The organism is Paenibacillus sp. F024 (assembly GCF_057814255.1).
Map to the genome: position 1 here is coordinate 74,736 of NZ_JBVASZ010000008.1, position 24,529 is coordinate 99,264.

Below are 24,529 nucleotides of genomic sequence, written 5' to 3' on the forward strand. Positions count from 1 at the left end.
GGCCCGCGGCTTTTGTAAAAATAAAATGTCGTTCACATTCTATTTTATTTCATGAAAGGGGTTACAAATATGAAAGCTGTATTGCTTCGCAACGGTTTATTGATCGATGGTACAGGAAAAGATGCTCAAGCAGGAATGGATGTCCTTATTGAAGGGAATCAAATCACTTCCGTAGGTTCTAACCTTTCGATCCCCCCTCATTACGACCCGAACGATGTTGACGTGATTGAATTAGACGGCAAAACCATCATGCCCGGTATGACAGAAGCCCACACCCACTTTACATGGCAAGACTCCCTCTATATTCAAGATATCGATTTCAAACCTCTTGAGGAAACCATGCTTGGTTGTTATTTAAACGCTCAAACGATGATTAAAAGCGGCTTCACTTCTTGTGTAAGCGCTGCCGCAAGAGGACGGGTAGACATTGCTCTGCGGGATGCAATTAATAAGGGGCTGGTTATTGGCCCCCGCATGCTGGCCAATGGAGCCGAGATTTCTGCAACCGGAAGCTTTGTCGATCTTCATCCGAATCATGTCCATGTTTCCGGTCTCTCTATTTTTGCTGATGGAGAGGATGCGGTGCGCAGAACCGTAAGAAGCTTGCTCAAGGAAGGGGCGGATTTGGTTAAGCTGAATGTAAGCGGCGAGAGCCTAACTCCGCATGCTCGAAGTGAAATGACCCTTTATACTTTGAAGGAAGTACGGGCAGCGGTCGAAGAAGCTCACGCCAGAGGCAAACGGGTGTATACTCACGCTCGTTCATCCGATTCCGTGAAGATTTGTGTAGAAGCCGGGGTCGATATTATAGGACATGCCGATTTCATCAATGATGAAGCGTTTGAAATGCTTGTTGAACATAAAGATCGTTTATTCGTAGTGCCTGCACTGAATTGGCTTGTCTCCACATTGGAGCATGGAGCCCAATATTTCAGCCAGGAAGCTATAGATGCCACCGGATACAAGGAAGGATTAGAAATTGCCCTGTCGAATATGAATCGGCTTTACAAAGCCGGGGTTCGCGTATTGCCGGGCGGCGACTATGGATTTAAATGGTGCCCTCACGGCGGCTATGCCCGGGATCTCGAGCACTTTGTCAAGCTGGTCGGGATGACGCCGATGGATGCCATTGTCTCTGCCACGAAATACGGTGGTCAAATTATGCTGATGGAGGATAAGATCGGAACGATTGAGGCGGGCAAGCTTGCCGATATTTTGGTAGTAGACGGTAATCCGCTCGATAATATCTCCATTCTCCAGAATCATGACAAGCTCAATGTAATTATGAAAGACGGAACATATATTGTGAACACGCTTCAAGTCAGACAAGTCCAAGGCGCATAATAAGAATCATGAAGAAGCCATCAAAGGTTTGATGGCTTCTAGTCTTAGGAAATCATTCCAATAAGGATGTGGTCTACTTGTGCAATCGATTTTATTATTGCTTCCGCAATGAAGTGAGACGGCATACAGATCAAATCAAGGCCCTGCTGGAAACCAATAAACACGATTATACTTTGCAAGCAACCAACTGTATGAAACTATGCATGATATGCGAACAACGACATCTTATTGTGGTTAATCATGAACTGTACGTGGCAAAAGAAATGAACGAGCTCCTCGAGTGTATTCTACAAAAAGTAGACCAACCGGATCCAAAATAGCTTTATCAGCATGTGATGCAAAATAGTCATGCTCCCATGCCCGCCGCACCATTAGTATCTCAATAACAACGATCCCCACCCCAGCCCGCCGCCGAAAGCGGTCAACGCGATAAGATCTCCGCGCTTAATCTTGCCCGTTTTGACGGAATAATCCATGGCCAGCGGGATCGTAGCCGCCGAATTATTTCCGTAATATCGGATTGTACTGATCATCTTCTCGTGAGGAACGTCCAGGGTTCTTCCGACAGCGTCAATAATCCGTTGATTGGCCTGATGAGGAATCACCCAGTCCACCTGATCCAAAGTAAAGCCGCTGTGCTCCAGCGTCTCTTTAACGCTTTGACTCATCAGCGTCACAGCAAGCCGGAAAATTCGGTTGCCGTTCATCAAAATTTTGTATTTGGTTTCCTCGCTGTGCGGCTGAGGGTGCCTGCTGCCCCCTCCCGGTACGATCGCCGCATCAAAATATTCCCCGTTCGAATGGATCGCCGAATGAATAATGCCCTCTGAAGAGGCATCGTCGATGGCAGACAACACAAATGCACCGGCTCCGTCGGAAAACAAAATACAAGTCGACCGGTCCGTGTAATCTGTAATTCTGGACAGGGTGTCGGCGCCGACCACCAAAGCATGCCTGCAGGCTTTGGATTTTATGAATTTCTCTGCGACATGCAATGCGGCAATAAATCCGGTGCAGGCAAGATGTACATCGAACGCTGCAACGCTGCCGCACCCTAACCGGTGCTGGATCTGACAAGCGACCGGCGGGAACGGATGATCGGGGGTTTCGGTAGCCACGATAATCAGATCGATGTCGGAGGCTTTCAGCCCTGCATCCTTGATCGCCGCTGCCGCCGCAAAAAAGGCCAAATCCGAAGTCGCCTGTTCAGCAGAGGCAATCCTTCTTTCGGAGATGCCGGTACGCTCCAATATCCATTCGTCTGAAGTATCCACGATATTCTCCAGCTCACGATTGGTCAATATGTTTTCCGGGACATAAGATCCCACTCCGCTAACCCTGGATCTCGACATGATTATACACCTCAATGCTTCATCTATATTCAATTACTCCCCGGTAAACTTTGGCTTTCTCTTCTCACGGAACGCTTCCAGCGCTTCAAGCCGGTCTTTGGTCGGAATAATCACCTCATACGCTTTAGATTCCAGATCCAGACCGGTCTGCAGGTCAACGCCCAAGCCCCGGTCAATCGCATACTTGGCTTGATAAACGGCAAGAGGGGCATTATCGAGAATTTCGTTTGCCAGCCGCTCGCACAGCTTCAGAAGCTGGCCCTGATCTTCAGCCAGGCCGTTTAGAATGCCAAAATTCAGAGCCTCTTCGGAGCTGATCTTGCGGGCGCTTAGTATTAATTCTTTGGCTTTGGACGGTCCGATCAATCGGGAAAGACGCTGCGTTCCTCCAGCTCCGGGTATGATTCCCAGACTGACCTCGGTCAGTCCCATTTTCACTTCTTTGACGGCGTAGCGAAAATCGCAGGCCAGCGCCAATTCAAAGCCTCCGCCAAAGGCAAAGCCGTTAATGGCGGCAATGGTCGGCTGCGGCAATCGTCCCAGGGCCGAGAAAACGTCGCGGATTTTTCTTACGTTTCGTCGAACCTGCTGTTCATTCAAGGTTCGGCGCTCCTTCAAATCGGCTCCTGCGCAGAATGCGCGTCCTTCTCCAGTCACAATGACTATCCGGATGTCCCGGGGATTTTGCTCGATCTCTTCAATGATCTCCCCCAGACGGACAAGGGCCTCATAATGAAACGTGTTCAATTCATCGGGTCTGTTCAACGTGATGTAACCGATATGTCCGCGCTGCTCCCATACGATTGGCTTTTGGGTCATGTCCGTTCCTCCTCTTTCCATAGGCCGATCCCTTGGCTGTGATACTGCTTCGTCAAGTCCTTATACACCTTCGACGCTTCCTGGACCCACCAGAGAGAAGAGCCTTCGATGTCTTTTTTCTTCTGGGCCGGATTGCCGGTAATCAAAATGCGCGGCGGAAATACGGATCTTGGAGTCACAATGCTTCCCGCCGCGACAACAGATTCTTCCCCGATCTGCGCATCATCCAGCACAACCGAATTCATCCCGATGACCGATTTGCGGCCGATTCGGCAGTTGTGCAAGATAGCGCCGTGTCCGACGGTGACATCCTCCTCGATGAAGGCACCGCTGTTGGTCATATGGATAACGCAGTTATCCTGTACGCTCGTACCCGCACCGACCACGATCGGCCCGCAATCGCCCCGAAGCACGGCGCCAAACCAGATGCTCGCCCCGTCTTCAATGGTCACATCGCCGATGATCGTAGCATTGGGTGCGATAAACGCCGTGCTCGCGATCTTCGGCTTTTTTCCGTTAAACTCCAGAATCAAGTGGAACACCCGCCTTTAAAAAAATGGCGATATCGGCCCGCACGGCAGCCGATATCGCGTTATTAGATAATTTTTATGCGCCCATCCAGTTGGCTTCCCGTTTTTCCAAGAAAGAGCTCAGGCCTTCTTTGGCATCCTCGGAACGGAAGAGCAGGTTTTGCAGCTCCCCTTCATAACGAATTGCGACATTCAGCGGCATTTCTTTGCCGTTCATGATGGAAAGCTTGATATTGGCCGCAGCGTAGGATGCGCTGTTGACGATTTTCCTGGCATATTCAAGCACTTTTTCACGCGTTTGCTCCTGCGGGAACACATCATTGACCAGACCGATTTCGAGCGCTTCCTGCGGTGAAATCGTTTTGCCCGTGATATTCATATCCAGCGCACGGGAGAAACCGATGAGACGGGCCAAGCGCTGCGTTCCGCCTGTTCCTGCGAGCACTCCAAGGGAAATCTCCGGAAGACCGATTTTGCCTGCTTGATCTCCCATAAAGCGAAGATCGCAGCCAAGCGCCATCTCCAAGCCGCCGCCGACCGTATGCCCTTCAAGGCAGGCAATGAAAATTTGAGGGGAACGCGCCATTTTATCCAGCGTCTCGTTGCAGAATAAGCAGAATTGCGTTTTAAAACGAGGCTCTGCCGCCTTCAAGAAGTTGATATCCGCTCCGGCGGAGAAGAACTTCGGTACATCGCTCATCAGAATGGCGACTTTAATCGAGGAATCGAAACGAATATCGTCGATCGCGGCGTTCAGCTCTCTGTAGAAATCCAGGCTGTAAGAATTGGTTTTGTTTACATGAAGATGAATTTCCGCGATTCCGTTTTCTTTTTTAAGGGTCAGGTTAGACATGTGAATTCCTCCTAAGGGTTGGATTAAATGATTTTTGATAAATAAATAATGAATTATTCAATACCGAATAGATTCAGCGGTCGGCTTCCTACGTAAGAGACAACGCTTTTGGTCTCCGTATACAAGTTCATCGTTTCCAGCGAAAGCTCACGGCCGAAGCCGGATTGTTTATATCCGCCAAACGGCGTGCCCGGGAATGCGGAAATCGGCGAGTTGACCATCACGATACCTGCCCGCATAGCGGCTGCTACCCGATGCGCCCTTCCATGGTCCTTGGTCCAAACTGCAGATCCCAAACCGAAGATGGAATCGTTCGCTTGGCGGATCACATCCTTCTCATCGCTGAACTTCATGACGACAACGACCGGACCGAAGATTTCCTCCTGGGCTACTCTCATGTCGTTGCGGACATTGCCGATAATCGTCGGCATATACCAATGTCCCTTGTCGTACTCCGGTCCTTCAGGACGCTTGCCGCCATAAAGCACCTCGGCTCCCTCTTCCACCGCCAGCTTTACATAGCCGTCGATAACCTTCTCGTGGCTGGCGGAGATCACCGCTCCCATGTGTACTCCTTCGGCAAACGGATCGCCGACACGGATTTTCTTTGCCTTTTCAATGAACTTTTCCATGAATTGGTCATAGATCGATTCATGGACAAACAACCGGGAACGGGCTTCACAGGATTGTCCTGTATTGTAGAAAATACCATAGAGCGAGCCGTCCACAGCTCCGTCCATATCGCAATCCTCAAATACGATATTCGGGGATTTGCCGCCTAATTCCAGCGTTACCCGTTTCAATGTAACGGACGCGCGGGCCATGATGTCCTTTCCTGTCTCGGTTTCGCCGGTAAAGGCAATCTTGTCGATCCCCGGATGCTCGGTCATGTAAGGTCCGATTTCCGAGCCGCTGCCGGTAAGAACGTTCACGACACCCTCGGGAACTCCCGCTTCATGGCAAACCTCTGCCAGAACGTAGGCGGTGATCGGCGTGAAGCTGGCCGGCTTGAGCACCACCGTACATCCTGCCGCCAAGGCAGGCGCCACCTTCCAGGCCGCCATCATGAACGGATAGTTCCATGGAATGATTTGTCCGCAGACCCCGACCGGTTCCTTGACCGTATAGTTGAAAAATCCGTTAGGCACTTGATTCACTTGCCCGCTCTGGGTGATTGCGGCGGCGGCATAAAATTCAAAGTCCTCGATCGCCTGGTTAATCTGCCCTTTGGCGGCGTCTACCGTCTTCCCGCTGTTAAGCACCTCGAGCTGAACCAATTCATTAAATCGGCTGCGCAGAAGCTCGGCGATTTTATTGAGCACCCGCGCGCGCCGGGTTGCGGAAAATTTGGACCATTTGCCGGTTTCGAATGCGGCTCTAGCTGCGGCTACCGCTTTGTCCACATCGGCTTTGGTCGCTTTCGCCACTTTCGCCAGTACTTCTCCCGTCACGGGATTATGCGTTTCGAAGACCCCGCCGTTGCTGCTGTCTTCCCATTTGCCGTTAATAAAGAGCGGATAGTATTCCTTTAACATCGTAGTCCTCCTCAGAGTTTTTCGATCACCGTGGCGAGTCCTTGTCCTACCCCGATACACATGGTTGCCAAACCATAGCGGCAGTCGGTGCGGGTCATTTCATGCACCAATGTGGTTACGATGCGGGCGCCGCTGCATCCAAGCGGATGACCTAAGGCGATCGCCCCTCCGTTCACATTGACTTTGCTCATATCCAAGCTAAGCTCTTTGGCGCAGGCGACCGATTGGGACGCGAACGCCTCATTGATTTCGATCAGATCCAGCTGACCCACCGTTAGATTTGCTTTTTTCAGCGCCTTGGTCACGGCGGGAATCGGGCCGATGCCCATATAGGCCGGATCGACTCCGGATGCCGCCCAGGTCACAATCTTCGCGATCGGGGTCAAGCCCAATCTCTCGGCGGTTTGCCTCTCCATGATCAGCAGGGCGCTTGCGCCGTCGTTGATGCCTGAAGAATTGCCTGCGGTAACGCTTCCATTTGCTTTGAACGCAGGCTTGAGCTGAGCCAGCTTCTCCAAGGTGGTATCCCCTCTGGGGTGTTCGTCCGTATCGAAGATAACGGTTTGTTTGCCCTGCTTTACTTCGACCGGGACAATCTCGCTCTTAAACCTGCCGCTCTGGATGGCTGCCTGTGCCTTAAGCTGGCTGGATAATGCGAATTCATCCTGCTCTTCCCGGGAAATGCCGTAACGCTCGGCCACATTCTCCGCCGTCTCCCCCAAGCTGACCGGAGGATATTGTTCCGCCAGCTTGGCGTTCACCATACGCCAGCCCAGCGTGGTGTCATACATCGTCTGGTTGCCCCGTTCCCCGCTCAAATTCGGCTTCAGCATAACGTAAGGCGCTCGGGACATGCTCTCCGTACCGCCGGCGATAAAGATATCGCCAATGCCCGAGTGAATAGCGGCGGCTGCCTGGTTAATCGCTTCCAATCCTGAAGCGCACAACCGGTTGACGGTAACGCCCGGAACGGATTCCGGCATACCCGAGAGCAGGACGGCCATGCGGGCTACGTTGCGGTTATCCTCTCCGGCCTGATTCGCACAGCCGAAGAACACATCCTCTACCAAAGCGGGGTCGACCGGATTTCTTTTCAGCAGCTCACGAATGACTGCCGCCGCCAAATCATCCGGGCGCACGTGCTGCAGCGATCCGTTATATTTACCGATCGGGGTACGCAGCGCGTCAACGATGACGGCCTCCCTCATACGATCGACTCCTTTGCATCTTGATGGGCATAGGCATAAAATCCTCTGCCTGTTTTCTTTCCCAGCCATCCGGCGTGAACAAGCTTGCGCAATAGGGGAGCAGGCCGGTACCGGTCTTCGCCCAGATCACGGTGTAAGCCGGATAATACGGCATAAATGTCATCCAATCCGAGCTCATCGGCCCACGCTAACGGCCCCATCGGATAATTCGTACCTTTTCGCATCGCCGTATCGATCTCTTCCGCCGAGGAGATTTTCTCCGTCAACGCAAACGCAGCTTCGTTCACAATCATCGACAATATACGAGGGAACACCAAGCCGACTTCGTCTTCCACCCATTCGATTTCTTTACCCATAGCGGCGATGAAGGCTTCCGCTTGCCGGGCATACGCTTCATCCGTTTGAAGCGCCGTACACAGCTCAATCAATTCCGTTTGCTCCAGATTGGCAAATGCCGCGAACCCTACAAGCCGGAAAGGATGAGACAAACATGAGGCCGCTTGGGTTGCTGCAATCCCCAGTACCGAAGACAAAATCAGCGTATCCCGGGCAATATACTTTTCCATGTTCTGAAGCCTGGCTTTTTTCTCCGCAAGCTCCAGATTCGATGTTTCTATCACGATGTGGAGCGGTATGGAGCGCGTTTTCGCCTCTTGAAGATCAAGAATCTCCACTCCGTTCATCCGACCCAGCAGCTTTCTAAAAGCGTCGGCAAGCGAGTTGGTTCCTACCACGGCGACAACCTGCTTATTGGTCATACTCGTAGTACCCTCCTCCCGACTTTCTCCCCAGCCGTCCCGACTGCACCATTCTTTGCTGATAGTAATGAGGTCGAAAACGGGCGTCTCCGAAAAATCCCTCGTGTAAAGATTCCGTTGTGGAAAAATTAATATCCACACCGATCATATCCTGCAATTCAAAGGGCCCCATACGGAACCTCCCCGCTTTGGTCATGATCCGGTCAATTTGTACTGCAGAGGCCATTTGATCCCCCATAATCCGCAACGCTTCATTATAGTAGGGCCGTGCGATCCGGTTAACGATGAATCCGGGGGTATCCTTGCACGTTACCGGGCTCTTGTTGATGCTCCGGGCGAAATTCGTAAGATGTTCCATAGTGGCCTCATCGGTTCTCAGCCCGCAGATGACCTCTACCAGCGGCATCAAGGGAGCAGGGTTGAAAAAGTGCAATCCTGCAACCCGTTCCGGATGATTCGTAAAGCCTGCAATTTCAGTGATGGAAAAAGAGGACGTATTCGTAGCCAAAATCGTTTCCTTCGGGCAATACCTGTCGATTTCCTGGAAAATGCTGCGCTTAATTTCCATTTTCTCCGGAGCCGCTTCGATGACCATTTCGCACGTTTGCAGATCGGACAACTGAACGGTTGTTCGAATTTTTGTTTTTACAGCCTGTGACTCCGTCTCTGTCAGCTTGCCTTTTTCGAACAATTTATCGATTTGAGAATAAATGCGTGATAAGGAACGCGTAACGATTTCTTCGTTGATATCGTAAAGCATAACGCTATAGCCGTTTTGGCCGATCACTTGCGCAATACCGGCGCCCATCGTGCCTGAGCCAATCACTCCGACTGTCTGAACCTTCATTGGGCTTACCACCTCACGTTACTCGGCATCCTCACTCTGCCATCGGATATATTCAAAAGCGCTGCGGCAGTCATTGCAGTAATATTGCCTGACCAGCTGCGCGGTCCCAAACCGGGATAACAACACGACGTTCGTCGAATTGCAAAAGGAGCAATGCGGCTGCTTTTCATCATTAGACGACATCGGATTCAGCCCTTAGCACTTGAACATTGCCGATTTGCGACTGAAAGGGAGCTGCAAGGCTGACGCCGGCCTTAAGATAACCCTCTTCAATCAGGGCACTGGAATTTTCCAGTCCTTGCAGCCAAGTCTGCACCTCGGGCATTACCTTTTTTATACCTTCGTCCATTTTACGTGGAACTGCTCCTTGGTCTCTTAGAAGCTGTTCCACCCAGCCCCTGGAATACATAATGTGTTCTTTTTGCTCCTTCAAAAGCTTGTTGATCCGGTTAACCACATCACCATGGCGTCCGTCCAGCATCGCTTTAAGCACAAGCTCCAGCCCTACGTTCACCACATACAGCGAACCGATTAAGTCAATCCAGTTATCGACGGCCACCACGGCTGCAAATGCTTTGCCGGATTGTTTTTCGATCTCCTGCTTTTTGACTCCTTTTAAATCGAAAGCCCAGTTGTATAGCAGTCTCGCGTGTCCGAGCTCTCCTTGAGCCATGGCAATCGTAGAAAGGGTCGCTTCAAGATCCGGGCCGCTCACTCCGATTTCAACCAATAAATCTCCCAAAATATATTTATTGTCCGCAATCGTTTCAATGGTATCGATAAATGAGGTCAATCCGACTGTTTTATCACCCATAACGCACTGCTCCTTCTTTAAGGAATAACCCTTCCGGCTGAATCACCCAATGAATGTGATCTCTGCGGATGATGCACATCTCCACCCAATCTTCCTCGTCGTAAATATAACCCGCGTATACCTTGGCCAACTCATCCGTCGGCGCTTCAACCGTCCCCACGTGGAGCAGGTTGTCGCCTCTTTTGATACGCGTAAACACTTCATATTCAAATCGGTTTCCAGTTTGGCTCATCGGGCGCTGACCCCCCATTTTTTCATTCTTTCGCGCGCTTCCGGGCTTAGACGATCAACGGTCCACGGCGGATTCCATACGACATGGATGTGCACGTCCCGTACGCCCGCTTCCTGCTCCAGCCTTTTCTTGATATCCGCTTCGATCCATTCCATACAGGCGCAGGAGACGGCCGTGTACGTCATGGTAACGGAGACGACTCCATCCGTTTCTTCAATCTCGTATATAAGCCCCATATCAACGACGCTAACGGGAAATTCGGGATCCATCACTTCTTTTAACGCTTCCCAATAACGCTTGACTTCCTGCTTCACATCCTGCATGTTATCCCACCTCTTTGCGAAGAGCCGCCATCTTGTGGGCGCCTTCCTGGATACGTGCCACGAATTCCACATTCTGAGGGCCTCTGTTTTTAAACCGTTCGATGACGCCGTCCCATGTATCCGGTTGTTCCAGCAGCCATTTTTTATTCTCCAGATCGAATTTGCACGGAAACGGTACGGTAATGTCGTACTTTTGCGTTTGTTCATTCAAGCGGGCCGGCACCTTAACCCCAATCGATTCGCAGAAAGGAACTGCCGTGGAGAGCCACTTTTGCCTGAGCTCATCGTTCGATCTGCCCTTGAGACGATAATCCAGCTGAGCCGAACGGCTCTTTAATTCATCCGCTACGCCGAAGAACTCCAGCCCCATCAAGAACATCCAGTCCACGGCATCCTGTACCTGCTTGGCGGTTTCCGGGTTATCCATGGCGGCTCTCATAATGATTTCTCCATTACGAAGGTGGAATAATTCCTCTTTATCCACCTTGACCAGCGCCCGCTTCCACGGACCGTAGGACGTAAACTCGTGCGCATCTCCAAGGAGTGTGTAACCCGCGCGGTCAAACAAGGCATTAAATACTCCCAACTCAATCCAATTCGATAGTTTAAAATCGAAAGCATAAGGATTTTTCCATTTATTGGCAGGACGTTCATAAATCAGCTCGTTCACATTAACGCCAAGATCCTTTAATAAACGATAAGCGATATGTGCATGGCCGATTTCATCCTGCATAATCGCCAATGCCGTAATTTTGTTATTTAGCGTGGGCGCCTGTTTGTAAACGGTTAACAAAGGAGGAACGCTAAGCAGTTCCGTATCGCCGACGATCGTCAAGGTTTGCTTCAATGCTTTGAGATATTCCTCATCCATATCCTCTATCCGTTCGACCATAAATCCCGCATTGACCTTCTCTTTTAACAATGTAGACTGCTGCACCGCAATCACCTCATTATGTTTTTTTATTTTTCGTTTGTTTAACGTAATGATATAATATCCTTTTTTAGCTGTCAAGATCATTTTATCCCATAAAAAAACCCCTTAAATAAGGCTTTTTTCTTACTTAAGAGGACTTGGGTTCATAATGCCACACACCATTTTTCAATACTTTTTTAATACGGTCGTTTACTTCCAAATAATCCAATAAGCCAATCATTTCGGACATGACCGGTGCAAATACGTTGATATATTTGGTTGGATAATAGCTTTGCGCAAGCTCATAGGCCGTCGATCCGCCGTTTTGCATCAAATCACGTATTTTCTCCGCTTTTTGCCCCATGCGGATCAGCCTCTTTTCAATCAAATCCTTGGCATCGAAAATCAGCTCTCCATGTCCCGGAAATACAGTGTCCACGTCAAGCGACAAGCATCTGTTTAATGAACGGGCATATTCAACCAATGTGAGTTTCCGGTTGCCGTTCAGATCCGGCTCAATAAAGGCGTTGCTGGAAATCGTCTTCAGCAAATGATCACCGGCAAACAACCATTTTCTTTGCGCATCCCAAAAAGCAATATGATCCGGAGCGTGCCCGGGAACCTCTATCACTTGAACATTCCCCAAAGCATCGGAATCGGAAAGCGGAGTGATTTCCGCATGAATTTTGAATTGTTCATTCCGGCGAACAGCGTCCTGAAGCTTGAGAATATGCCGGTCTCCAGCCGCTCCGCAGCCCATCTCCCGATATAACCGTTCGAAAAAACGAATGCGCAAGGATAAAAAGTCTGGATCTCTCTTTAGCCGGGGGATCGATTCCCGGTGCGCGTAAACCGGTATATCCCTCATCGCGGTTATGCGATTGATCAATCCGATATGATCCTGATGGTTATGGGTGATCCAAATTTGCGACAGGTCGCTTAAGGAATACCCGTATTGGGACAGCATCCCCATGAACGCATCCCAACACTCATCGGTATCGATCCCCGCATCGATTAATGTAAGCTTACCGTTTTCTTCTATTAAATACATATTTACGTCTCCAACGTCATAAGGCGTAGAGACCGTGATCGAATATACTTTACAGCCGCTTTTTTCCATTCGGTTGATCATTTTATACTTCCTTTGCTCCATAGCTTTTTTAGTAAGACTGTCCTTAATCCGCAACACTAAATTCAGACAAACGGTGCAGGTTTTCGGCATGCTCCGCCAAGCCGGTTGTCGTTCTGGCCATTTCCACGATTCCCTCCAGCTGTTCGGATGCGATCTTGCGGACCGTATGCATGCGCTCGTTAATCGTTTGGACGGCTGAAGTAATCTCTTCCAGCAGCTCGCCAATCGACGTCGAAGATTCCTTCGTATCGGAGGACAGCTTATTCATTTCGTGGGCTACCACGCCCATGGCCTTGCCCTTTTCACCCAAGTGAGCCGTTTCAATTTTGGCGTTGATGCTCAATAAATGAGTGCGCATCGACACTTCCTTTAACAGGTTGGTGATGCTTTCAATGCCGCTGATATTTTTACTCAAAAGTAGGGTTTGGTCCGCGATCTGCGAAATAATTTGTTCAACTTCGGTGGTTGAGGCGCTGAACTGCTGCGAAGCAGCAGCTAAATGCTGCATAGAGGATGACAACCGTTCGGCCGCATGATATAACTGCTCCTGCTTTTCACGTGTGGTCGCAGTGGATATGCACCCGACAATGCGGCCCTCATCAAAAAGAGGGAGGCCGATCGCAATGGTAGGCACGCCAAACACTTCCTTGGGCACATACCCGATTTGCCGAATGCCGCTGGTAATGGTTCGATGGGTTATGCCGCCCGGTTTAATGGGATCGCCGGCTTTAAGGCCCAATGTAAAAGTACGGCCTGGAATATACTCCAAAAACGTTTCGGTATCCGATACGCCGATCGTTGTGTCCTCTTGCGAAAGAGCATTCCAATATGGCGCGATGGCGCAGAAATGAGCTAACAGCTGATTCAAGTATATCCCTCCGATGTCGGGCCAAAATACTTACAGCTACAATAGACAGCGAAGTGGATGGCGCCCTTGATGAACACCATCTGCTCCCCTCGTTCTTTATCCGATTAACTGCTCATGCCTAGATATTTATGTTTTACTTCTTCATTGCGCTTTAAATCGTCGGGGGATCCGTCGAATACGACTTCCCCTTTACACATGACATATACCCAATCCGCTACATTGAGAGCCATGGAAATATTCTGCTCCACCATCAGCATGGAAAGGCCCTCCTGCTTCAATGCGGAGATGATGTTCTCCACCTCCTGTACCATCAACGGCGACAACCCCTCCGACGGTTCATCGAGCAGCAATAGATCGGGATTGGTCATTAACGCCCGTCCGATGGTCAGCATTTGCTGCTCGCCCCCGCTGAGGTTTCCTCCCATGGAGGATGACCGTTCCTTAAGACGCGGAAACAGCTCATAAATTTTGTCCAACGTCCATCCTCTTTTGGAGCTGTTGCGGGCGGCGATCGTCAGATTTTCCTTCACCGTAAGATTGGGAAACACACCTCTGCCCTGCGGAACCAATCCGATGCCCAGCTGCGCTACGCGGTACGAGGGAAGCTTCTGAATCTCGTTACCCTGAAACCGGATTTTCCCCTGCCTTGGAGGGGTAAACCCGATAATGGAGCGGATGGTCGTCGTTTTGCCCATACCGTTACGCCCCAGAAGCACGGAAAGCGAGCCCTTGTTTACGTTCACAGAGACGCCCTGCAGCACATGGCTGTCTCCATAATAGGAATGGATATTTTCCACCTGCAGCATCTTATGCCCCCTCCTTCCCAAAATAAATTTCATATACTCTGGGATCCGTCTTAATCGTCTGAGGATCGCCTTCCACAAAAATGCTGCCGTTATACAACACCGAAATACGGTCAGCCAGCCCGAACACGACCTCCATATCATGCTCAATGATCAAAAGAGTCAGGTCTCGGGGCATATTTTGCAGCAGCTTCAGAATATGCTGGGTTTCGGTATTGGACATGCCGGCCGTCGGTTCATCCAGAAGCAGTACTTTGGGCTCCGTCGCAATGCCCAGCATGATCTCCACTTGCCTCTGCTCTCCATAGGAAAGCTTTTTGACTACCGTATCCTTCCGCTCTGCAAGTCCCCAAGTGTGCAGGAGCTGCTCCGCCCGGTTATACAGCTCCGGAAATTGTTTGACGGTTCTTCTGCGGTGCCAGACATGATGATGCCCATACTTCACCTGCAGCACCAGCAACAGGTTATCCAGAACCGTCAGCTCTTGAAGTAAATTGCTTTTTTGAAAGGTCCGAACCATGCCTTTTCTGACCCGTTGATGACTGGGTACCCGTGAAATATTCTCGTTAAAATAGTAAATGTCTCCGCTGGACGCCGCCAGATCTCCGGCGATCATGTTAAACAAGGTCGATTTCCCCGCTCCGTTGGGTCCGATGAACGCCCGGCGCTCACCCGGTTGAACGGCAAAGGAAATGTCTTTTAATATTTCCAATCCGCCAAAGCGCTTTCCTATCCCTTCTACACGCAAAGCGTGATCCGTCACGATGGAATGATCTTCATTTCTCATCTTGAATCACCCCGCTCATCCTGACCTTCAGTTCCTTCTCTTTCCCTTTCTGTTTCCCCTGATTGACTTGATGGACATCTCTGTGCCCATTCCACAAAGACCCGATACTGACAAGGCCTTTGGGGATGAAGATCACAAACAGAATGAACGTAATGCCGACAATGAGCATCCACAAATCCGTATAAGAGCTGACGAACGTCTCCAGAATGACGATAAACGCCGCCCCCAGCACCGGACCGATCAGCGTTCCGACGCCTCCGACAAGCACCATAATCAGGACTTCGCCGGACATCGTCCAATAAATATCCTTTGGAGATATAAATCCGTTGAAAAAGGCATACAGGCCTCCGGCCAATCCGCCGATTCCTCCCGCTAGAATAAAGGAAATGTTTTTATAGACCGTCGTATTATAGCCCATGACCCTGACTCTGGTTTCGTTCTCCCGGATCCCCACAAAAATTTGACCGAGCGGAGAATGCAAAACCACTCTCAAACCGATGAACACGATCAAAAAGACCGCCAGGATAAAGAAATAAAACGCGATGGGGTGATCCAAAAGCCCGTTAACCCCAAGAGTAGGCTTTGGAATGCCGGATAAACCATTGTCCCCTTTCGTCAGAGCGCCCCAACGATACACCAGCGCATAGAACATTTGCGAAAAAGCGAGAGTAAGCATCAGAAAATAAAATCCGTTGACCCGGTTGCAGAAAAAGCCGATAATACTGGCCATGATCACCGATAAAATTATACCTGCAAGCAAAGTAACGAAGGCATTCGAAGTGTAATGAAGCGCAATCAGACTTGAGGTATACGCCCCCACACCGAAAAATGCCGCGTGTCCAAGCGATACCAGCCCCGTATAACCTACCAGGATATTCAGGCTGAGAGCAAAAATGCCCAAAATCAAGATTTCGATCAGAATACTGAGGAAATAATTGGACATGACAAACGGAAACATGCACAGCATTACCAAAAGAGCCAAATAAACAACCGCGTTTTTATTCAATCCAGCCATCAATGCACCTGCTTTCCTAGCATTCCGGTAGGTTTCACAACCAGAACGAGAGCCATCAGACCGAAAATAATGAGCAAGCTCAGCTGCGGAAACATCACCTTCCCGAAGGTTTCCACAACCCCGACAATCAAGCCGGCAAGCAATGTGCCTGTAATGGATCCGAGTCCCCCGACCACCAGGATCACCAGTGCAAGAATCAGCACTTCAAATTCCATTCCCAGATAGAGTCCCAATACCGGACCAGCGGCTACACCGCCGAGTCCGGCCAGAAGTCCTCCGATGGCAAAGACGACGGAAAATACGATTTTGATATTAATGCCAAGCCCGCTTACCATCTCACGGTTGCTCAAGCCCGCGCGAATAATCGCTCCCCATCTGGTTTTTTCCTGCAGGTACCACATGACAGCGGCAACCAGCAGACCAAAGCCCATAATCAGGATGCGGTATAGAGGAAAGGTTTGGCCGAACAGCTCTACAGAGCCGCTTAACCACGGGGGAAGCGTCAAGGATTTGACGTTAGCCCCCCAGATTAAACGAACTACATCGTGGAGAATGTAGGCTACCCCGAAGGTGAGCAGCACTTGGGACAAGTGCCCCAATTTATATGTGGGGCGCAGCAGACAAATTTCAAGCAGGAAGCTGATCACGGCGACAAAGATGGGAGCCAAAACCAGCGCATAAATAAAGTTGGGAGCAATGTGTTGGGTAATGCTAAGGGCCATATAGGCCCCTATCATATAAAGGGAACCATGGGCTAAATTCAATACGCCCATTATTCCGAAGATTAACGACAAACCGATCGTGATCATGAAAAGGAGCAGACCATATGACAACCCGTTGACCAGCTGTATAGCTATAATATCCAAGACAATCCCTCTCCTTCACGGGGATGCGGGGCAAACAAGGCCTTCCCGTCACTTCCCTGGGTCTTTAATTTCCCCGATCTCCTGAACAACCTTATTCTCTGTCTTGCCATTTTGAATTTCCGTTTTGATCAGGTACAGCTTTTGAATCACATGATGCGTCTCCGGATCAAATTTGATCGGTCCGCGCGGACTTGTAAATTGAACCTTGCCGATCGCTTGAGACAATTTTTGCTTATCGGACGTATCCCCGTTCAAGCTTTTCAATGCTTCCACAATCACACGTGCGGCGTCATAGCCCTCAACCGATTCGATGCTCGGACGCGCATTGTACTTTTTCTCATAGGCCGCAACGAAGGCTTTGTTCTCCGGCGTATCGAGATGGTAATCCCAGAACATCGTGCTGGTAATGCCTTCCGGGGCATTGCCTTGTTCCGGTCGAATGTCCTCCGCATTTAACCATCCGGAGCCGATCAGCGGAATTTGTCCTTTTAAACCGTACTGCTCATACTGTTTGACAAAACGCACGGCATCGGCGCCTGCGAAGAAGGCATATACGGCTTCCGGTTTTTTACCTTTAATCTGCGTTAAGTAAGAAGCATAATCATTGGAGCCCAGAGGAGGGTATACTTCACCGACAATCTCGCCGCCGGCTGCCGTAAACGCTTCTTTGAAGGCGCCTGCGACTTCTTTACCGAAGGCGTAATCGGCAGCGGTTACATAAATCTTTTTGGCGATATGCTCATAAGCGTATTTCCCCATCGAGTTGCCGATCTGCCAGGAGCTGAATGAGGAACGCCAGATGTAATCGCTGCGCTTGGTTCTCGTCAAGTCGTTACCGCCGGCGTGAGATACAAGGAAGGGCAGCTTTTTGCTGTCCACCTCATCGCGCAAGGCGTAAGCGACGGCCGTACTTACGGGACCGGTCAAAATGTCGATATTGTCTTTTTCCATCAGCTTGCGCAATTTACGCAGCGCCCCTTGAGGATCATTCTCTTCGTCTTCTTTAATGAGCGTAATTTTTCTACCCCCGGCTTCCCAATTCACGCTTTCAAAATAAAGCTCCATGCCCCGGGTCAAATTCTCTCCCAAAGAAGCGTAGACGCCGGAGTACGGCAATATAGCTCCTACTTTTACAGGCTCCTTGCCATTGGCGGGCGGGGTTGAAGCGCCGCCTGTACCGGGATTGCTCCCGGTGTTATTTGGGGTTGTTGTTCCCGATGATTGTCCACAGGCCGTAACGAATGCCATACATAAAGCCAAAACGATCAATAAACTCCCTTTTAATTTTCTCATCCTTGATCACCTCTATATATTTTTATAATTGTGGAACACGGAAGGAAAAAAGATATTTTCAATGGAATCCTTACACCACCGCTTCATTGGGATTCGTTTGGGTATAGATCGTGATTTGACCGTCTTGGCTTTTGCTCAGCCTTCCTTGAAAGGCCAGACATTCCAGATGAGCAAGGGTCTCCGCCATAGCGAACCGCCATTGGTGCGGGGTCAGCTCTTTATGCCGGAACACCTCCGAGGCCACTTCATACGCAGTCCTCCCTTGCTTTGCGAGCCCCCACATTTGCTCTAACCGCTGTTCATGATGCTTCAATAATTCCGACACCCGTTGAGGAAGGTTATCGATCGGCTTGCCGTGCGCAGGAAGCGCCAACGAGATTTCCAACGCCGCCGTTTGCCGCAGCGATTGAACATAGTCATCCAGAGGATTGGGCCGGCCTCCGGGCCACAAGCTGATATTCGGCGTGATTTTATCTAGAATATGATCTCCGGCAAGCAGAAGCCGGTTCTCCGGTTGATAGAAGCATCGATGTCCGTCGCTGTGTCCCGGAGTCGGAACGACCCGCCAAAGCTCATCGCCCAATCTGATCTCCGGCATCGTCAATGGCTTCAGCTCAGGCAGGGGAAGCACGTGGTCATGGAGCTTCAACATATGTTCGACAATTTGCTCCGCCAATCGCCCGGGCACACCGTTCTCTATGCTCATTTGCCCGACAAGCCTTGCTTGAACATCGTCGTTTCTCCACGCCCTGTCCACCATCGCCAGGTCCGCTTCACTGATGTAGACCGGAGCGCCGGTCAACTCCTGCATCCATCCCGACAAACCAGAATGATCCGGATGAAAATGGGTAAGGTAAATGACCTCGATATCTCCGGGCTGAAGCTTCAGCTCGGCAAACGCCTGTTTCCATGCCTCTTGTGCGTCCTTGGTATTAAAACCCGCATCGATCATGGCCATCCCCTGCTGTCCTGCAGCCAAATAGCAATAGATGTACTTCATCGGGAACGGCACCGGAATAGGTATTCGGAACAGGCCCTTTCTAATCTCCTCCATCATCAAGCGCGCCTCCCTATTTGTTGCGCCAAACAGGCTGACGCTTCTCCAAAAAAGCATTCAGGCCTTCTTGTGCGTCTGCGGTTTGCACCAGTTCCTTTAAATAAATGTTTTCCACGGGCTGGATTGCCGAAGCAAAGGTTGTGGACATGGCTTGGCGGACTGCTTTTCGCGTTAAACGCAAGGCCAGGGCACTTTTGGAGCGTAGCTGCGAGAGCAGCTGCTCCAATGCTCCGTCCAGCTCATTGGAAGGTACGACCCGGTTGACCAGCCCCCACTCATAGGCCTTGGCCGCACTGATACTTTCCCCTGTCAACAGCAGCTCCATCGTTCGGTTATAGCTGGTCATCCAAGGGAAGGTTACGATGGATACGGGCGGGAACAGCGCCAGATGAATCTCCGGCTGACCGAACTTCGCCCGTTCGCTGGCGAGCACGATATCGCAGAACGTAGCCAGCTCGCAGCCGCCTCCAAGCGCTGCTCCGTCGACCACGGCGATCGTCGGACAGGGAACGTCAGCAAGACAATAAAACATTTGATGAAACAAATGAATCATTGGCTCCGTCTTGTCGCCCATATGGTCTTCCACAGCCACCCCCGCGGAAAACACTTTGCCTTCCGCACGGATGACGAGCGCATTCAAATGTTCATTGCCCTGAAGCGACGAAAGCGCGTGAACCATTTCCTCCATCATTTCCATGTTCATGACATTGACAGGAGCTCTTTGCAATACAAGAGTGGCAACCTTGTCTTCGATCGAAAAGCCGATCCACTGATATTCGCTCACGGTTTACACCCTTTCTGTTTCGATCGCTGCAGCCGGCCGGATGACCCCGCCCGCCTTCACGTCATAAAGGCCAAGAGGGATTAATCGCAGCCCGGGAAGGAAGTCGCATGTCAGGAACAACAGCGTATACAGAATGTCGTGGAAAGGAAATCCCCGCTGCTTCAGCTCGGACAGAAGCATTTCCTGATACTCCACCGCCTTGTGAAAATCCGGATCGGTGGTCATCATTCCGGCCAACGGAAGCGGAATCTCTACAATGATTTCTCCACGGTCTACGACGACGATGCCGCCGCCCATGTCATGGACACGTGCCGCCGCCTTCGCCATAGCCTCCGCATCTCTTCCGATGACAAGCAATTGCGTCGTCGTATTATAGGTGGAGGCCATCCCGTCAAGATCCACGGCAAAGCGTTCCATGATCCCTTTGGTGATCCATCGGCCCTCCCTGTCGATCAGGTTAGCCATGACGAGTCCCGAATGCTCCGACAGATCCGCAAAACCATTTTTCACCGGCAGCTCGGTATCTTTTTTCTTTGTGATCACATTGCTTTGGAAATAAATGACGGGTACGGGTTCTGCTGAAGAGGTATGCGGGTAACGGTATAAATCCGGCTTTTGGAGAAACGCCCGGTCGATGGCAAACGCCGGTTTGGACACATATTTCATCCAATCGATGACCGGCGGAGATACAAGCGTCCGGCCTTCCGACGCTGCAACTTTACCGGCGGAAATGACCAGCTCCGGACGAAAATCAACCAGATTCGGCAGGATAAGCACATCGGCTCGGCGGGCAGGAGCGATTCCGCCGATGTCCTGCTCCAAGCCAAGGAAGGTGGCCGGATTGATCGTCGCCATTTGAAGCGCCTGCATTGGAGTTACCCCAAGCTCCACCGCTGATCTCAGCAGCCCGTCCACGGAGCCTTGTTCTTCGATAAAGGCAGGGTGCGGACCATCGGTTGTCAGCATAATGCGATTCGTGCTTACTTTTCTCTCTGTGATCAGTTTCATAATCTCAGGAAAATCCGGTCGCAGCGAGCTGTTGCGAAGTGTCGTCCACATCCCTAACCGCAGCCGGTCCAGCGCCTCTTCCGCCGTAATCGCTTCATGGCAGGCGCTGATTCCGGCAGCCACAATCGAATTCAGCTTTTCATAGGAGCAGCCCGCCGTATGCCCATCCGATATTTTCCCCAGACGTTTGGCAAACTCGATCGTATCGATCACAAACGGGTCACCTTTATACAGAAGCGGCCAACGGGTGACCTCCGCCGTACCTACGACTTCCTCAAGCTCCAGTAAAGAACGGACGTCCTTGGAGTTAAAATCTTCCCGCTCTTCGAGGTATTCCGCCTGCGATACCAGGCGCGCAAGCCATAAGTTGTTTCCCGGCAATTCCCTCAAATCCTGCAGCATGGCTTTAAACCCGCCTGCCCCCATGAAAAGGTAAAAAAACAGATTATCGTTTACCAGCGTCGTCGTACCCATTGAAAGCGATTTCATTGCGAGGCTGATCGGGTTGTAAACAACCCAAGGGTGCGCATGCGGTTCAATAAAGCCTGGGGAAACATACTTCCCTTCAGCATCAATAACCTTGGTCTGTTCCCCTATGGCCGCATCGCTATTCCCGATATAAGCGATGCGGTCTTTATAGATAGCTACGTTTTGCTGCAGGAACTCGCCTGAGTACACGTTGATCACCGTACCGTCCTTGATAAACAGATCCGCGGGACGGCGACCTTGTGCAACGTCAATCAATTCAATCCTTGTTGCATGTGATTTCAAAGCAAGGTCCTCCTTACGCATTGAATTTCAAGATCAGGTCAAATATATATTTCTGCGAATGGATTGATGGCCTTCTCCCTTTTAGCCTGAATTTCCCGGTCAGGGGCCTGTTCAAACAAGCTTTCAAAATATTTGACCGAAAGGGTAGAGAGAAGCTGGTGCATATTCCAGAATAAATCCCTCGCTTCATTCCCGTTCCAATCGTGCGGCAGAAGATCCTGAGGAAAGCCCGGATCATTAAACAGGAATTTCCTGTAATTATGAACAAGGTAGGTTCGTTCTACAAATGCCTCCAAGCTGGTCAAGGATTCATTCCAAACGCTTTCCTTTAACACCTCATATTTCGGCCTGTAGGTCTCGATGAAGGTATTGTAATCCCCTTGAATGCTTTGCAAATTCCAGCCTTTGTCGATGATATACTGCTGATCGTGCGACAATAAGGAGCTGGAGCTGAACAGCATCGCATATTCCTTTAATTCGTAGGTTTCAATCATTTCTAAAATTTGTCTTTCCAAGGGATTGGGACTTACCCAGGTACTGTTGGAAATCATCCCGAAGCCGGTCCAGCTTAATTCCTTGCGGACCTGGTTTCTCAAGTCGCGCTTTTCCTCCGGCATGGAATACGTTAATATTCGCCAGAACCCGTCCCACTTGTGACTCTTGATCGAATATACCCTTCTGACGCCGTCCTCAATTCTGCGTTTTCCTTTATCCGTTAAGCTGTAATAGCTTTTATTCCCTACTCTTCTCACCTCAAAAAGATCCTGCTGTACCATGCGGAGCGTTGCGCCGCGGACGGAGGATTCGGAAATCCCGAATTCAGCCATCATTCGAATCAGACTGCCAATCCAAATTTCCCCGCCGTAATATTGAATAAAGTCACCGTACAATGTAAACATCAGTGATCTGGGTTTCATGCTTGGTTAATTCTCCTTCTAAATTTTATATAGTTAATCACTGATAATAGATTATGTCAGTTTCCAGAAAATTTCAAGATTACGGGGTTGTTGTATGGAGTCATCCTAACTGATTCTCAGCTTAAAGCGTTGAATTTTACCTGAGGCCGTTTTTGGCAGCTCATCGATAAACTCCACGATTCTAGGATATTTATAGGGAGCCAGCTCTTTTTTCAAAAAATCCTTCAGATCATTTTTTAAGCTTTCCGACGGGGCTATGCCTTCTTTTAAGACCACATAGGCTTTGGGTTGTACCAGGTTGCTGTCCAGCTTCGCCCCCACCACAGCGACCTCAAGCACAGCCTCATGCCGTATTAAAGCGTTTTCAACCTCGACAGGAGAGACCCAGATTCCCCCGACTTTGATCATGTCATCGGAGCGCCCGCAGTACCAGAAGTAGCCTTCTTCATCCATATAGTATTTATCGCCGGTTTCAAACCATTCTCCGTTGAATTTCCTTTTGTTTTCCTCGTGAAGATTCCAATAGGCGCTGGCGATGCTGTCCCCTTTAATGAGAAGATCGCCGGTTTCATTTGGAGGAAGCGTTTCTCCCGTTTCATTTACAATTTTGGCCTCATAACCGGGAACAATCTTGCCTGTGCTGCCTTCGCGTATGTCTCCAATCCGGTTCGATATGAAGATATGAAGCGCTTCCGTAGAGCCGATTCCGTCCAGGATATCAACGCCGAACAGCAGCTTCCACTTCCTGATGAATTGGGCCGGCAGAGCTTCTCCTGCCGATACGCAAAGCCTAAGGGAAGATAAATCATACATTTTGCCGGAACGCTCCACCAGATCAATGATCGCGCCGTAAAGCGTCGGTACGCCGAAAAAGATCGTCGGCTTATATTTCTCAATCGTCTCAAGCACCGTTTCCGGCTTTGGACGCTCCCGCAACAAAGCGGTCGACGCTCCCGCCCCTAACGGGAAATACATTCCATTACCCAAGCCGTAAGCAAAAAAGAGCTTGGAGGCTGAAAACGTAATGTCGTCTTCCTTGATTTGCAAAATTTTCTTGGCATAGTTATCATAAGCCCATTCCATATCATGCTGCAAATGGATTACGCCTTTGGGCTTTCCTGTACTGCCCGAGCTGTACAGCCAAAATGCCGAATCGTTGGGACCCGTCTGAACCGCCTCCAGCCGGGGTGAAGCCGCCTGGATCCACTCGTGATAATCAATCACATCCGTACGTTTGGCAGCGCTGTCATGAATGACTATGACATGCTTGAGAAAAATAAACCGGTCACGCAAGTGACGGATATGCTCCCAAAGGTCTTCATGAACGACAACCACCTTCGCTCTGCTGTTGTTTAAAAAATATTCATAATCGGCGGGCGCCATAATGGTATTGACCGGAATAGGGACCGCTCCGATCTTCACCGCACCATAGAACGCGGCAATAAATTCCGGTGTATCGTGACATATCAGTAAAACGCGATTCTCCATCTCAACCGAAAGCCCTCTAAGCCCATTTCCCGCTCTATTAACGGATTCTTGCAGCTGGCTGTAGGTTATGCTTTGATCCTTATAATAAACAGCAACCTTGCCGCCTAATCCATTAATTACATTGTCGTCGATAAAACGGGCAGCCGCATTATAGGAAGAATCGATTCCACGTAGTTCCATTGTTATATCCACCTTCTTGTTCAGGGTTACCA

Annotated in this window: 27 protein-coding genes; 2 read left to right on the top strand and 25 right to left on the bottom strand. The window is 50.2% G+C overall.

Translation table 11 applies throughout. The annotated features are described in order from the left end of the window. The first annotated feature begins 69 nt into the window (after positions 1 to 69). Together ACZYR9_RS10640 and ACZYR9_RS10645 are read left to right on the top strand one after the other, a co-directional pair. Positions 70 to 1,344, top strand: a complete 1,275-nt coding sequence (locus ACZYR9_RS10640) for a metal-dependent hydrolase family protein (protein WP_488978460.1) — start codon at positions 70 to 72, stop codon at positions 1,342 to 1,344. A 68-nt stretch (positions 1,345 to 1,412) separates the two neighbouring features. Further along, positions 1,413 to 1,664 (top strand): DUF1450 domain-containing protein, encoded by a 252-nt coding sequence (locus ACZYR9_RS10645; protein ID WP_488978461.1) that lies wholly within the window; start codon positions 1,413 to 1,415, stop codon positions 1,662 to 1,664. A gap of 51 nt (positions 1,665 to 1,715) precedes the next feature. On the opposite strand, the gene ACZYR9_RS10650 is transcribed toward ACZYR9_RS10645, so the two are convergent. The 25 genes from ACZYR9_RS10650 to ACZYR9_RS10770 form a co-directional block, all read right to left on the bottom strand. Next, positions 1,716 to 2,696 (bottom strand): beta-ketoacyl-ACP synthase III, encoded by a 981-nt coding sequence (locus tag ACZYR9_RS10650; RefSeq protein ID WP_488978462.1) that lies wholly within the window; start codon positions 2,694 to 2,696, stop codon positions 1,716 to 1,718. Positions 2,697 to 2,729: 33 nt separating this feature from the next. Then, on the bottom strand, positions 2,730 to 3,515 hold the full coding sequence (locus ACZYR9_RS10655; protein ID WP_488978463.1) for an enoyl-CoA hydratase-related protein: 786 nt from the start codon (positions 3,513 to 3,515) through the stop codon (positions 2,730 to 2,732). Next, a complete protein-coding gene (locus ACZYR9_RS10660) occupies positions 3,512 to 4,048 on the bottom strand; it encodes a gamma carbonic anhydrase family protein (RefSeq protein ID WP_488978464.1) in 537 nt (178 codons plus the stop codon). The genes ACZYR9_RS10655 and ACZYR9_RS10660 overlap by 4 nt, the downstream gene beginning before the upstream one ends. 73 nt (positions 4,049 to 4,121) lie before the next feature. Further along, the gene (locus ACZYR9_RS10665) at positions 4,122 to 4,898 is read right to left on the bottom strand and encodes an enoyl-CoA hydratase/isomerase family protein (RefSeq protein ID WP_488978465.1); all 777 of its coding nucleotides are present in this window, start codon (positions 4,896 to 4,898) and stop codon (positions 4,122 to 4,124) included. 53 nt (positions 4,899 to 4,951) lie between these two features. Next, a complete protein-coding gene (locus ACZYR9_RS10670; RefSeq protein ID WP_488978466.1) occupies positions 4,952 to 6,433 on the bottom strand; it encodes an aldehyde dehydrogenase family protein in 1,482 nt (493 codons plus the stop codon). A gap of 11 nt (positions 6,434 to 6,444) precedes the next feature. After that, a complete protein-coding gene (locus ACZYR9_RS10675; RefSeq protein ID WP_488978467.1) occupies positions 6,445 to 7,641 on the bottom strand; it encodes a thiolase family protein in 1,197 nt (398 codons plus the stop codon). Next, positions 7,638 to 8,399: a 3-hydroxyacyl-CoA dehydrogenase family protein gene (locus tag ACZYR9_RS10680; protein ID WP_488978468.1), complete on the bottom strand. Its 762-nt coding sequence runs from the start codon at positions 8,397 to 8,399 to the stop codon at positions 7,638 to 7,640. Before ACZYR9_RS10680 ends, ACZYR9_RS10675 begins: the two co-directional genes overlap by 4 nt. Further along, entirely contained in the window at positions 8,389 to 9,246 is an 858-nt protein-coding gene (locus ACZYR9_RS10685; RefSeq protein WP_488978469.1) for a 3-hydroxyacyl-CoA dehydrogenase family protein, read from the bottom strand. The genes ACZYR9_RS10680 and ACZYR9_RS10685 overlap by 11 nt, the downstream gene beginning before the upstream one ends. An 18-nt stretch (positions 9,247 to 9,264) precedes the next feature. Then, positions 9,265 to 9,429, bottom strand: coding sequence for a PaaD-like zinc ribbon domain-containing protein (locus ACZYR9_RS10690; RefSeq protein ID WP_488978470.1), 165 nt, complete (start codon positions 9,427 to 9,429; stop codon positions 9,265 to 9,267). Further along, the gene (locus ACZYR9_RS10695) at positions 9,419 to 10,060 is read right to left on the bottom strand and encodes a Phenylacetic acid catabolic protein (protein ID WP_488978471.1); all 642 of its coding nucleotides are present in this window, start codon (positions 10,058 to 10,060) and stop codon (positions 9,419 to 9,421) included. The genes ACZYR9_RS10690 and ACZYR9_RS10695 overlap by 11 nt, the downstream gene beginning before the upstream one ends. Then, positions 10,053 to 10,292, bottom strand: a complete 240-nt coding sequence (locus ACZYR9_RS10700) for a hypothetical protein (RefSeq protein ID WP_488978472.1) — start codon at positions 10,290 to 10,292, stop codon at positions 10,053 to 10,055. The genes ACZYR9_RS10695 and ACZYR9_RS10700 overlap by 8 nt, the downstream gene beginning before the upstream one ends. Next, positions 10,289 to 10,615: a metal-sulfur cluster assembly factor gene (locus ACZYR9_RS10705; RefSeq protein WP_488978473.1), complete on the bottom strand. Its 327-nt coding sequence runs from the start codon at positions 10,613 to 10,615 to the stop codon at positions 10,289 to 10,291. The genes ACZYR9_RS10700 and ACZYR9_RS10705 overlap by 4 nt, the downstream gene beginning before the upstream one ends. 1 nt (position 10,616) lies before the next feature. After that, entirely contained in the window at positions 10,617 to 11,552 is a 936-nt protein-coding gene (locus ACZYR9_RS10710) for a Phenylacetic acid catabolic protein (RefSeq protein WP_488978572.1), read from the bottom strand. 124 nt (positions 11,553 to 11,676) lie between these two features. Further along, positions 11,677 to 12,660, bottom strand: coding sequence for an MBL fold metallo-hydrolase (locus ACZYR9_RS10715; protein WP_488978474.1), 984 nt, complete (start codon positions 12,658 to 12,660; stop codon positions 11,677 to 11,679). Positions 12,661 to 12,703: 43 nt separating this feature from the next. Continuing rightward, positions 12,704 to 13,528 (bottom strand): methyl-accepting chemotaxis protein, encoded by an 825-nt coding sequence (locus tag ACZYR9_RS10720; protein WP_488978475.1) that lies wholly within the window; start codon positions 13,526 to 13,528, stop codon positions 12,704 to 12,706. Between the two features lie 104 nt (positions 13,529 to 13,632). Then, a complete protein-coding gene (locus ACZYR9_RS10725; RefSeq protein WP_488978476.1) occupies positions 13,633 to 14,334 on the bottom strand; it encodes an ABC transporter ATP-binding protein in 702 nt (233 codons plus the stop codon). Between the two features lies 1 nt (position 14,335). After that, entirely contained in the window at positions 14,336 to 15,118 is a 783-nt protein-coding gene (locus tag ACZYR9_RS10730) for an ABC transporter ATP-binding protein (protein WP_488978477.1), read from the bottom strand. Further along, positions 15,108 to 16,133 (bottom strand): branched-chain amino acid ABC transporter permease, encoded by a 1,026-nt coding sequence (locus tag ACZYR9_RS10735; protein WP_488978478.1) that lies wholly within the window; start codon positions 16,131 to 16,133, stop codon positions 15,108 to 15,110. The genes ACZYR9_RS10730 and ACZYR9_RS10735 overlap by 11 nt, the downstream gene beginning before the upstream one ends. After that, on the bottom strand, positions 16,133 to 16,999 hold the full coding sequence (locus ACZYR9_RS10740; RefSeq protein WP_488978479.1) for a branched-chain amino acid ABC transporter permease: 867 nt from the start codon (positions 16,997 to 16,999) through the stop codon (positions 16,133 to 16,135). The genes ACZYR9_RS10735 and ACZYR9_RS10740 overlap by 1 nt, the downstream gene beginning before the upstream one ends. Before the next feature lie 48 nt (positions 17,000 to 17,047). Then, a complete protein-coding gene (locus ACZYR9_RS10745; RefSeq protein WP_488978480.1) occupies positions 17,048 to 18,292 on the bottom strand; it encodes an ABC transporter substrate-binding protein in 1,245 nt (414 codons plus the stop codon). Between the two features lie 70 nt (positions 18,293 to 18,362). Further along, on the bottom strand, positions 18,363 to 19,349 hold the full coding sequence (locus ACZYR9_RS10750) for an MBL fold metallo-hydrolase (RefSeq protein WP_488978481.1): 987 nt from the start codon (positions 19,347 to 19,349) through the stop codon (positions 18,363 to 18,365). A gap of 13 nt (positions 19,350 to 19,362) precedes the next feature. Further along, complete coding sequence (locus ACZYR9_RS10755; RefSeq protein WP_488978482.1) at positions 19,363 to 20,133, bottom strand: enoyl-CoA hydratase/isomerase family protein; 771 nt, start codon at positions 20,131 to 20,133, stop codon at positions 19,363 to 19,365. Positions 20,134 to 20,136: 3 nt separating this feature from the next. Beyond that, complete coding sequence (locus ACZYR9_RS10760; protein WP_488978483.1) at positions 20,137 to 21,933, bottom strand: adenine deaminase C-terminal domain-containing protein; 1,797 nt, start codon at positions 21,931 to 21,933, stop codon at positions 20,137 to 20,139. 17 nt (positions 21,934 to 21,950) lie between these two features. Continuing rightward, complete coding sequence (paaX, locus tag ACZYR9_RS10765) at positions 21,951 to 22,829, bottom strand: phenylacetic acid degradation operon negative regulatory protein PaaX (RefSeq protein ID WP_488978484.1); 879 nt, start codon at positions 22,827 to 22,829, stop codon at positions 21,951 to 21,953. A 105-nt stretch (positions 22,830 to 22,934) separates the two neighbouring features. Further along, complete coding sequence (locus ACZYR9_RS10770; protein WP_488978485.1) at positions 22,935 to 24,497, bottom strand: benzoate-CoA ligase family protein; 1,563 nt, start codon at positions 24,495 to 24,497, stop codon at positions 22,935 to 22,937. Positions 24,498 to 24,529 lie beyond the last annotated feature (32 nt).

What these genes read in the sequence shown, in the direction of transcription:
- ACZYR9_RS10680 (WP_488978468.1), bottom strand. Translation starts at nt 8,399, where the DNA reads ATGACCAATAAGCAGGTTGTCGCCGTGGTAGGAACCAACTCGCTTGCC.
- ACZYR9_RS10685 (WP_488978469.1), bottom strand. Translation starts at nt 9,246, where the DNA reads ATGAAGGTTCAGACAGTCGGAGTGATTGGCTCAGGCACGATGGGCGCC.
- ACZYR9_RS10675 (WP_488978467.1), bottom strand. Translation starts at nt 7,641, where the DNA reads ATGAGGGAGGCCGTCATCGTTGACGCGCTGCGTACCCCGATCGGTAAA.
- ACZYR9_RS10735 (WP_488978478.1), bottom strand. Translation starts at nt 16,133, where the DNA reads ATGGCTGGATTGAATAAAAACGCGGTTGTTTATTTGGCTCTTTTGGTA.
- ACZYR9_RS10705 (WP_488978473.1), bottom strand. Translation starts at nt 10,615, where the DNA reads ATGCAGGATGTGAAGCAGGAAGTCAAGCGTTATTGGGAAGCGTTAAAA.
- ACZYR9_RS10700 (WP_488978472.1), bottom strand. Translation starts at nt 10,292, where the DNA reads ATGAGCCAAACTGGAAACCGATTTGAATATGAAGTGTTTACGCGTATC.
- paaX (WP_488978484.1), bottom strand. Translation starts at nt 22,829, where the DNA reads ATGAAACCCAGATCACTGATGTTTACATTGTACGGTGACTTTATTCAA.
- ACZYR9_RS10725 (WP_488978476.1), bottom strand. Translation starts at nt 14,334, where the DNA reads ATGCTGCAGGTGGAAAATATCCATTCCTATTATGGAGACAGCCATGTG.
- ACZYR9_RS10670 (WP_488978466.1), bottom strand. Translation starts at nt 6,433, where the DNA reads ATGTTAAAGGAATACTATCCGCTCTTTATTAACGGCAAATGGGAAGAC.
- ACZYR9_RS10715 (WP_488978474.1), bottom strand. Translation starts at nt 12,660, where the DNA reads ATGATCAACCGAATGGAAAAAAGCGGCTGTAAAGTATATTCGATCACG.
- ACZYR9_RS10665 (WP_488978465.1), bottom strand. Translation starts at nt 4,898, where the DNA reads ATGTCTAACCTGACCCTTAAAAAAGAAAACGGAATCGCGGAAATTCAT.
- ACZYR9_RS10695 (WP_488978471.1), bottom strand. Translation starts at nt 10,060, where the DNA reads ATGGGTGATAAAACAGTCGGATTGACCTCATTTATCGATACCATTGAA.
- ACZYR9_RS10730 (WP_488978477.1), bottom strand. Translation starts at nt 15,118, where the DNA reads ATGAGAAATGAAGATCATTCCATCGTGACGGATCACGCTTTGCGTGTA.
- ACZYR9_RS10745 (WP_488978480.1), bottom strand. Translation starts at nt 18,292, where the DNA reads ATGAGAAAATTAAAAGGGAGTTTATTGATCGTTTTGGCTTTATGTATG.
- ACZYR9_RS10640 (WP_488978460.1), top strand. Translation starts at nt 70, where the DNA reads ATGAAAGCTGTATTGCTTCGCAACGGTTTATTGATCGATGGTACAGGA.
- ACZYR9_RS10655 (WP_488978463.1), bottom strand. Translation starts at nt 3,515, where the DNA reads ATGACCCAAAAGCCAATCGTATGGGAGCAGCGCGGACATATCGGTTAC.
- ACZYR9_RS10750 (WP_488978481.1), bottom strand. Translation starts at nt 19,349, where the DNA reads ATGATGGAGGAGATTAGAAAGGGCCTGTTCCGAATACCTATTCCGGTG.
- ACZYR9_RS10770 (WP_488978485.1), bottom strand. Translation starts at nt 24,497, where the DNA reads ATGGAACTACGTGGAATCGATTCTTCCTATAATGCGGCTGCCCGTTTT.
- ACZYR9_RS10690 (WP_488978470.1), bottom strand. Translation starts at nt 9,429, where the DNA reads ATGTCGTCTAATGATGAAAAGCAGCCGCATTGCTCCTTTTGCAATTCG.
- ACZYR9_RS10650 (WP_488978462.1), bottom strand. Translation starts at nt 2,696, where the DNA reads ATGTCGAGATCCAGGGTTAGCGGAGTGGGATCTTATGTCCCGGAAAAC.
- ACZYR9_RS10760 (WP_488978483.1), bottom strand. Translation starts at nt 21,933, where the DNA reads ATGCGTAAGGAGGACCTTGCTTTGAAATCACATGCAACAAGGATTGAA.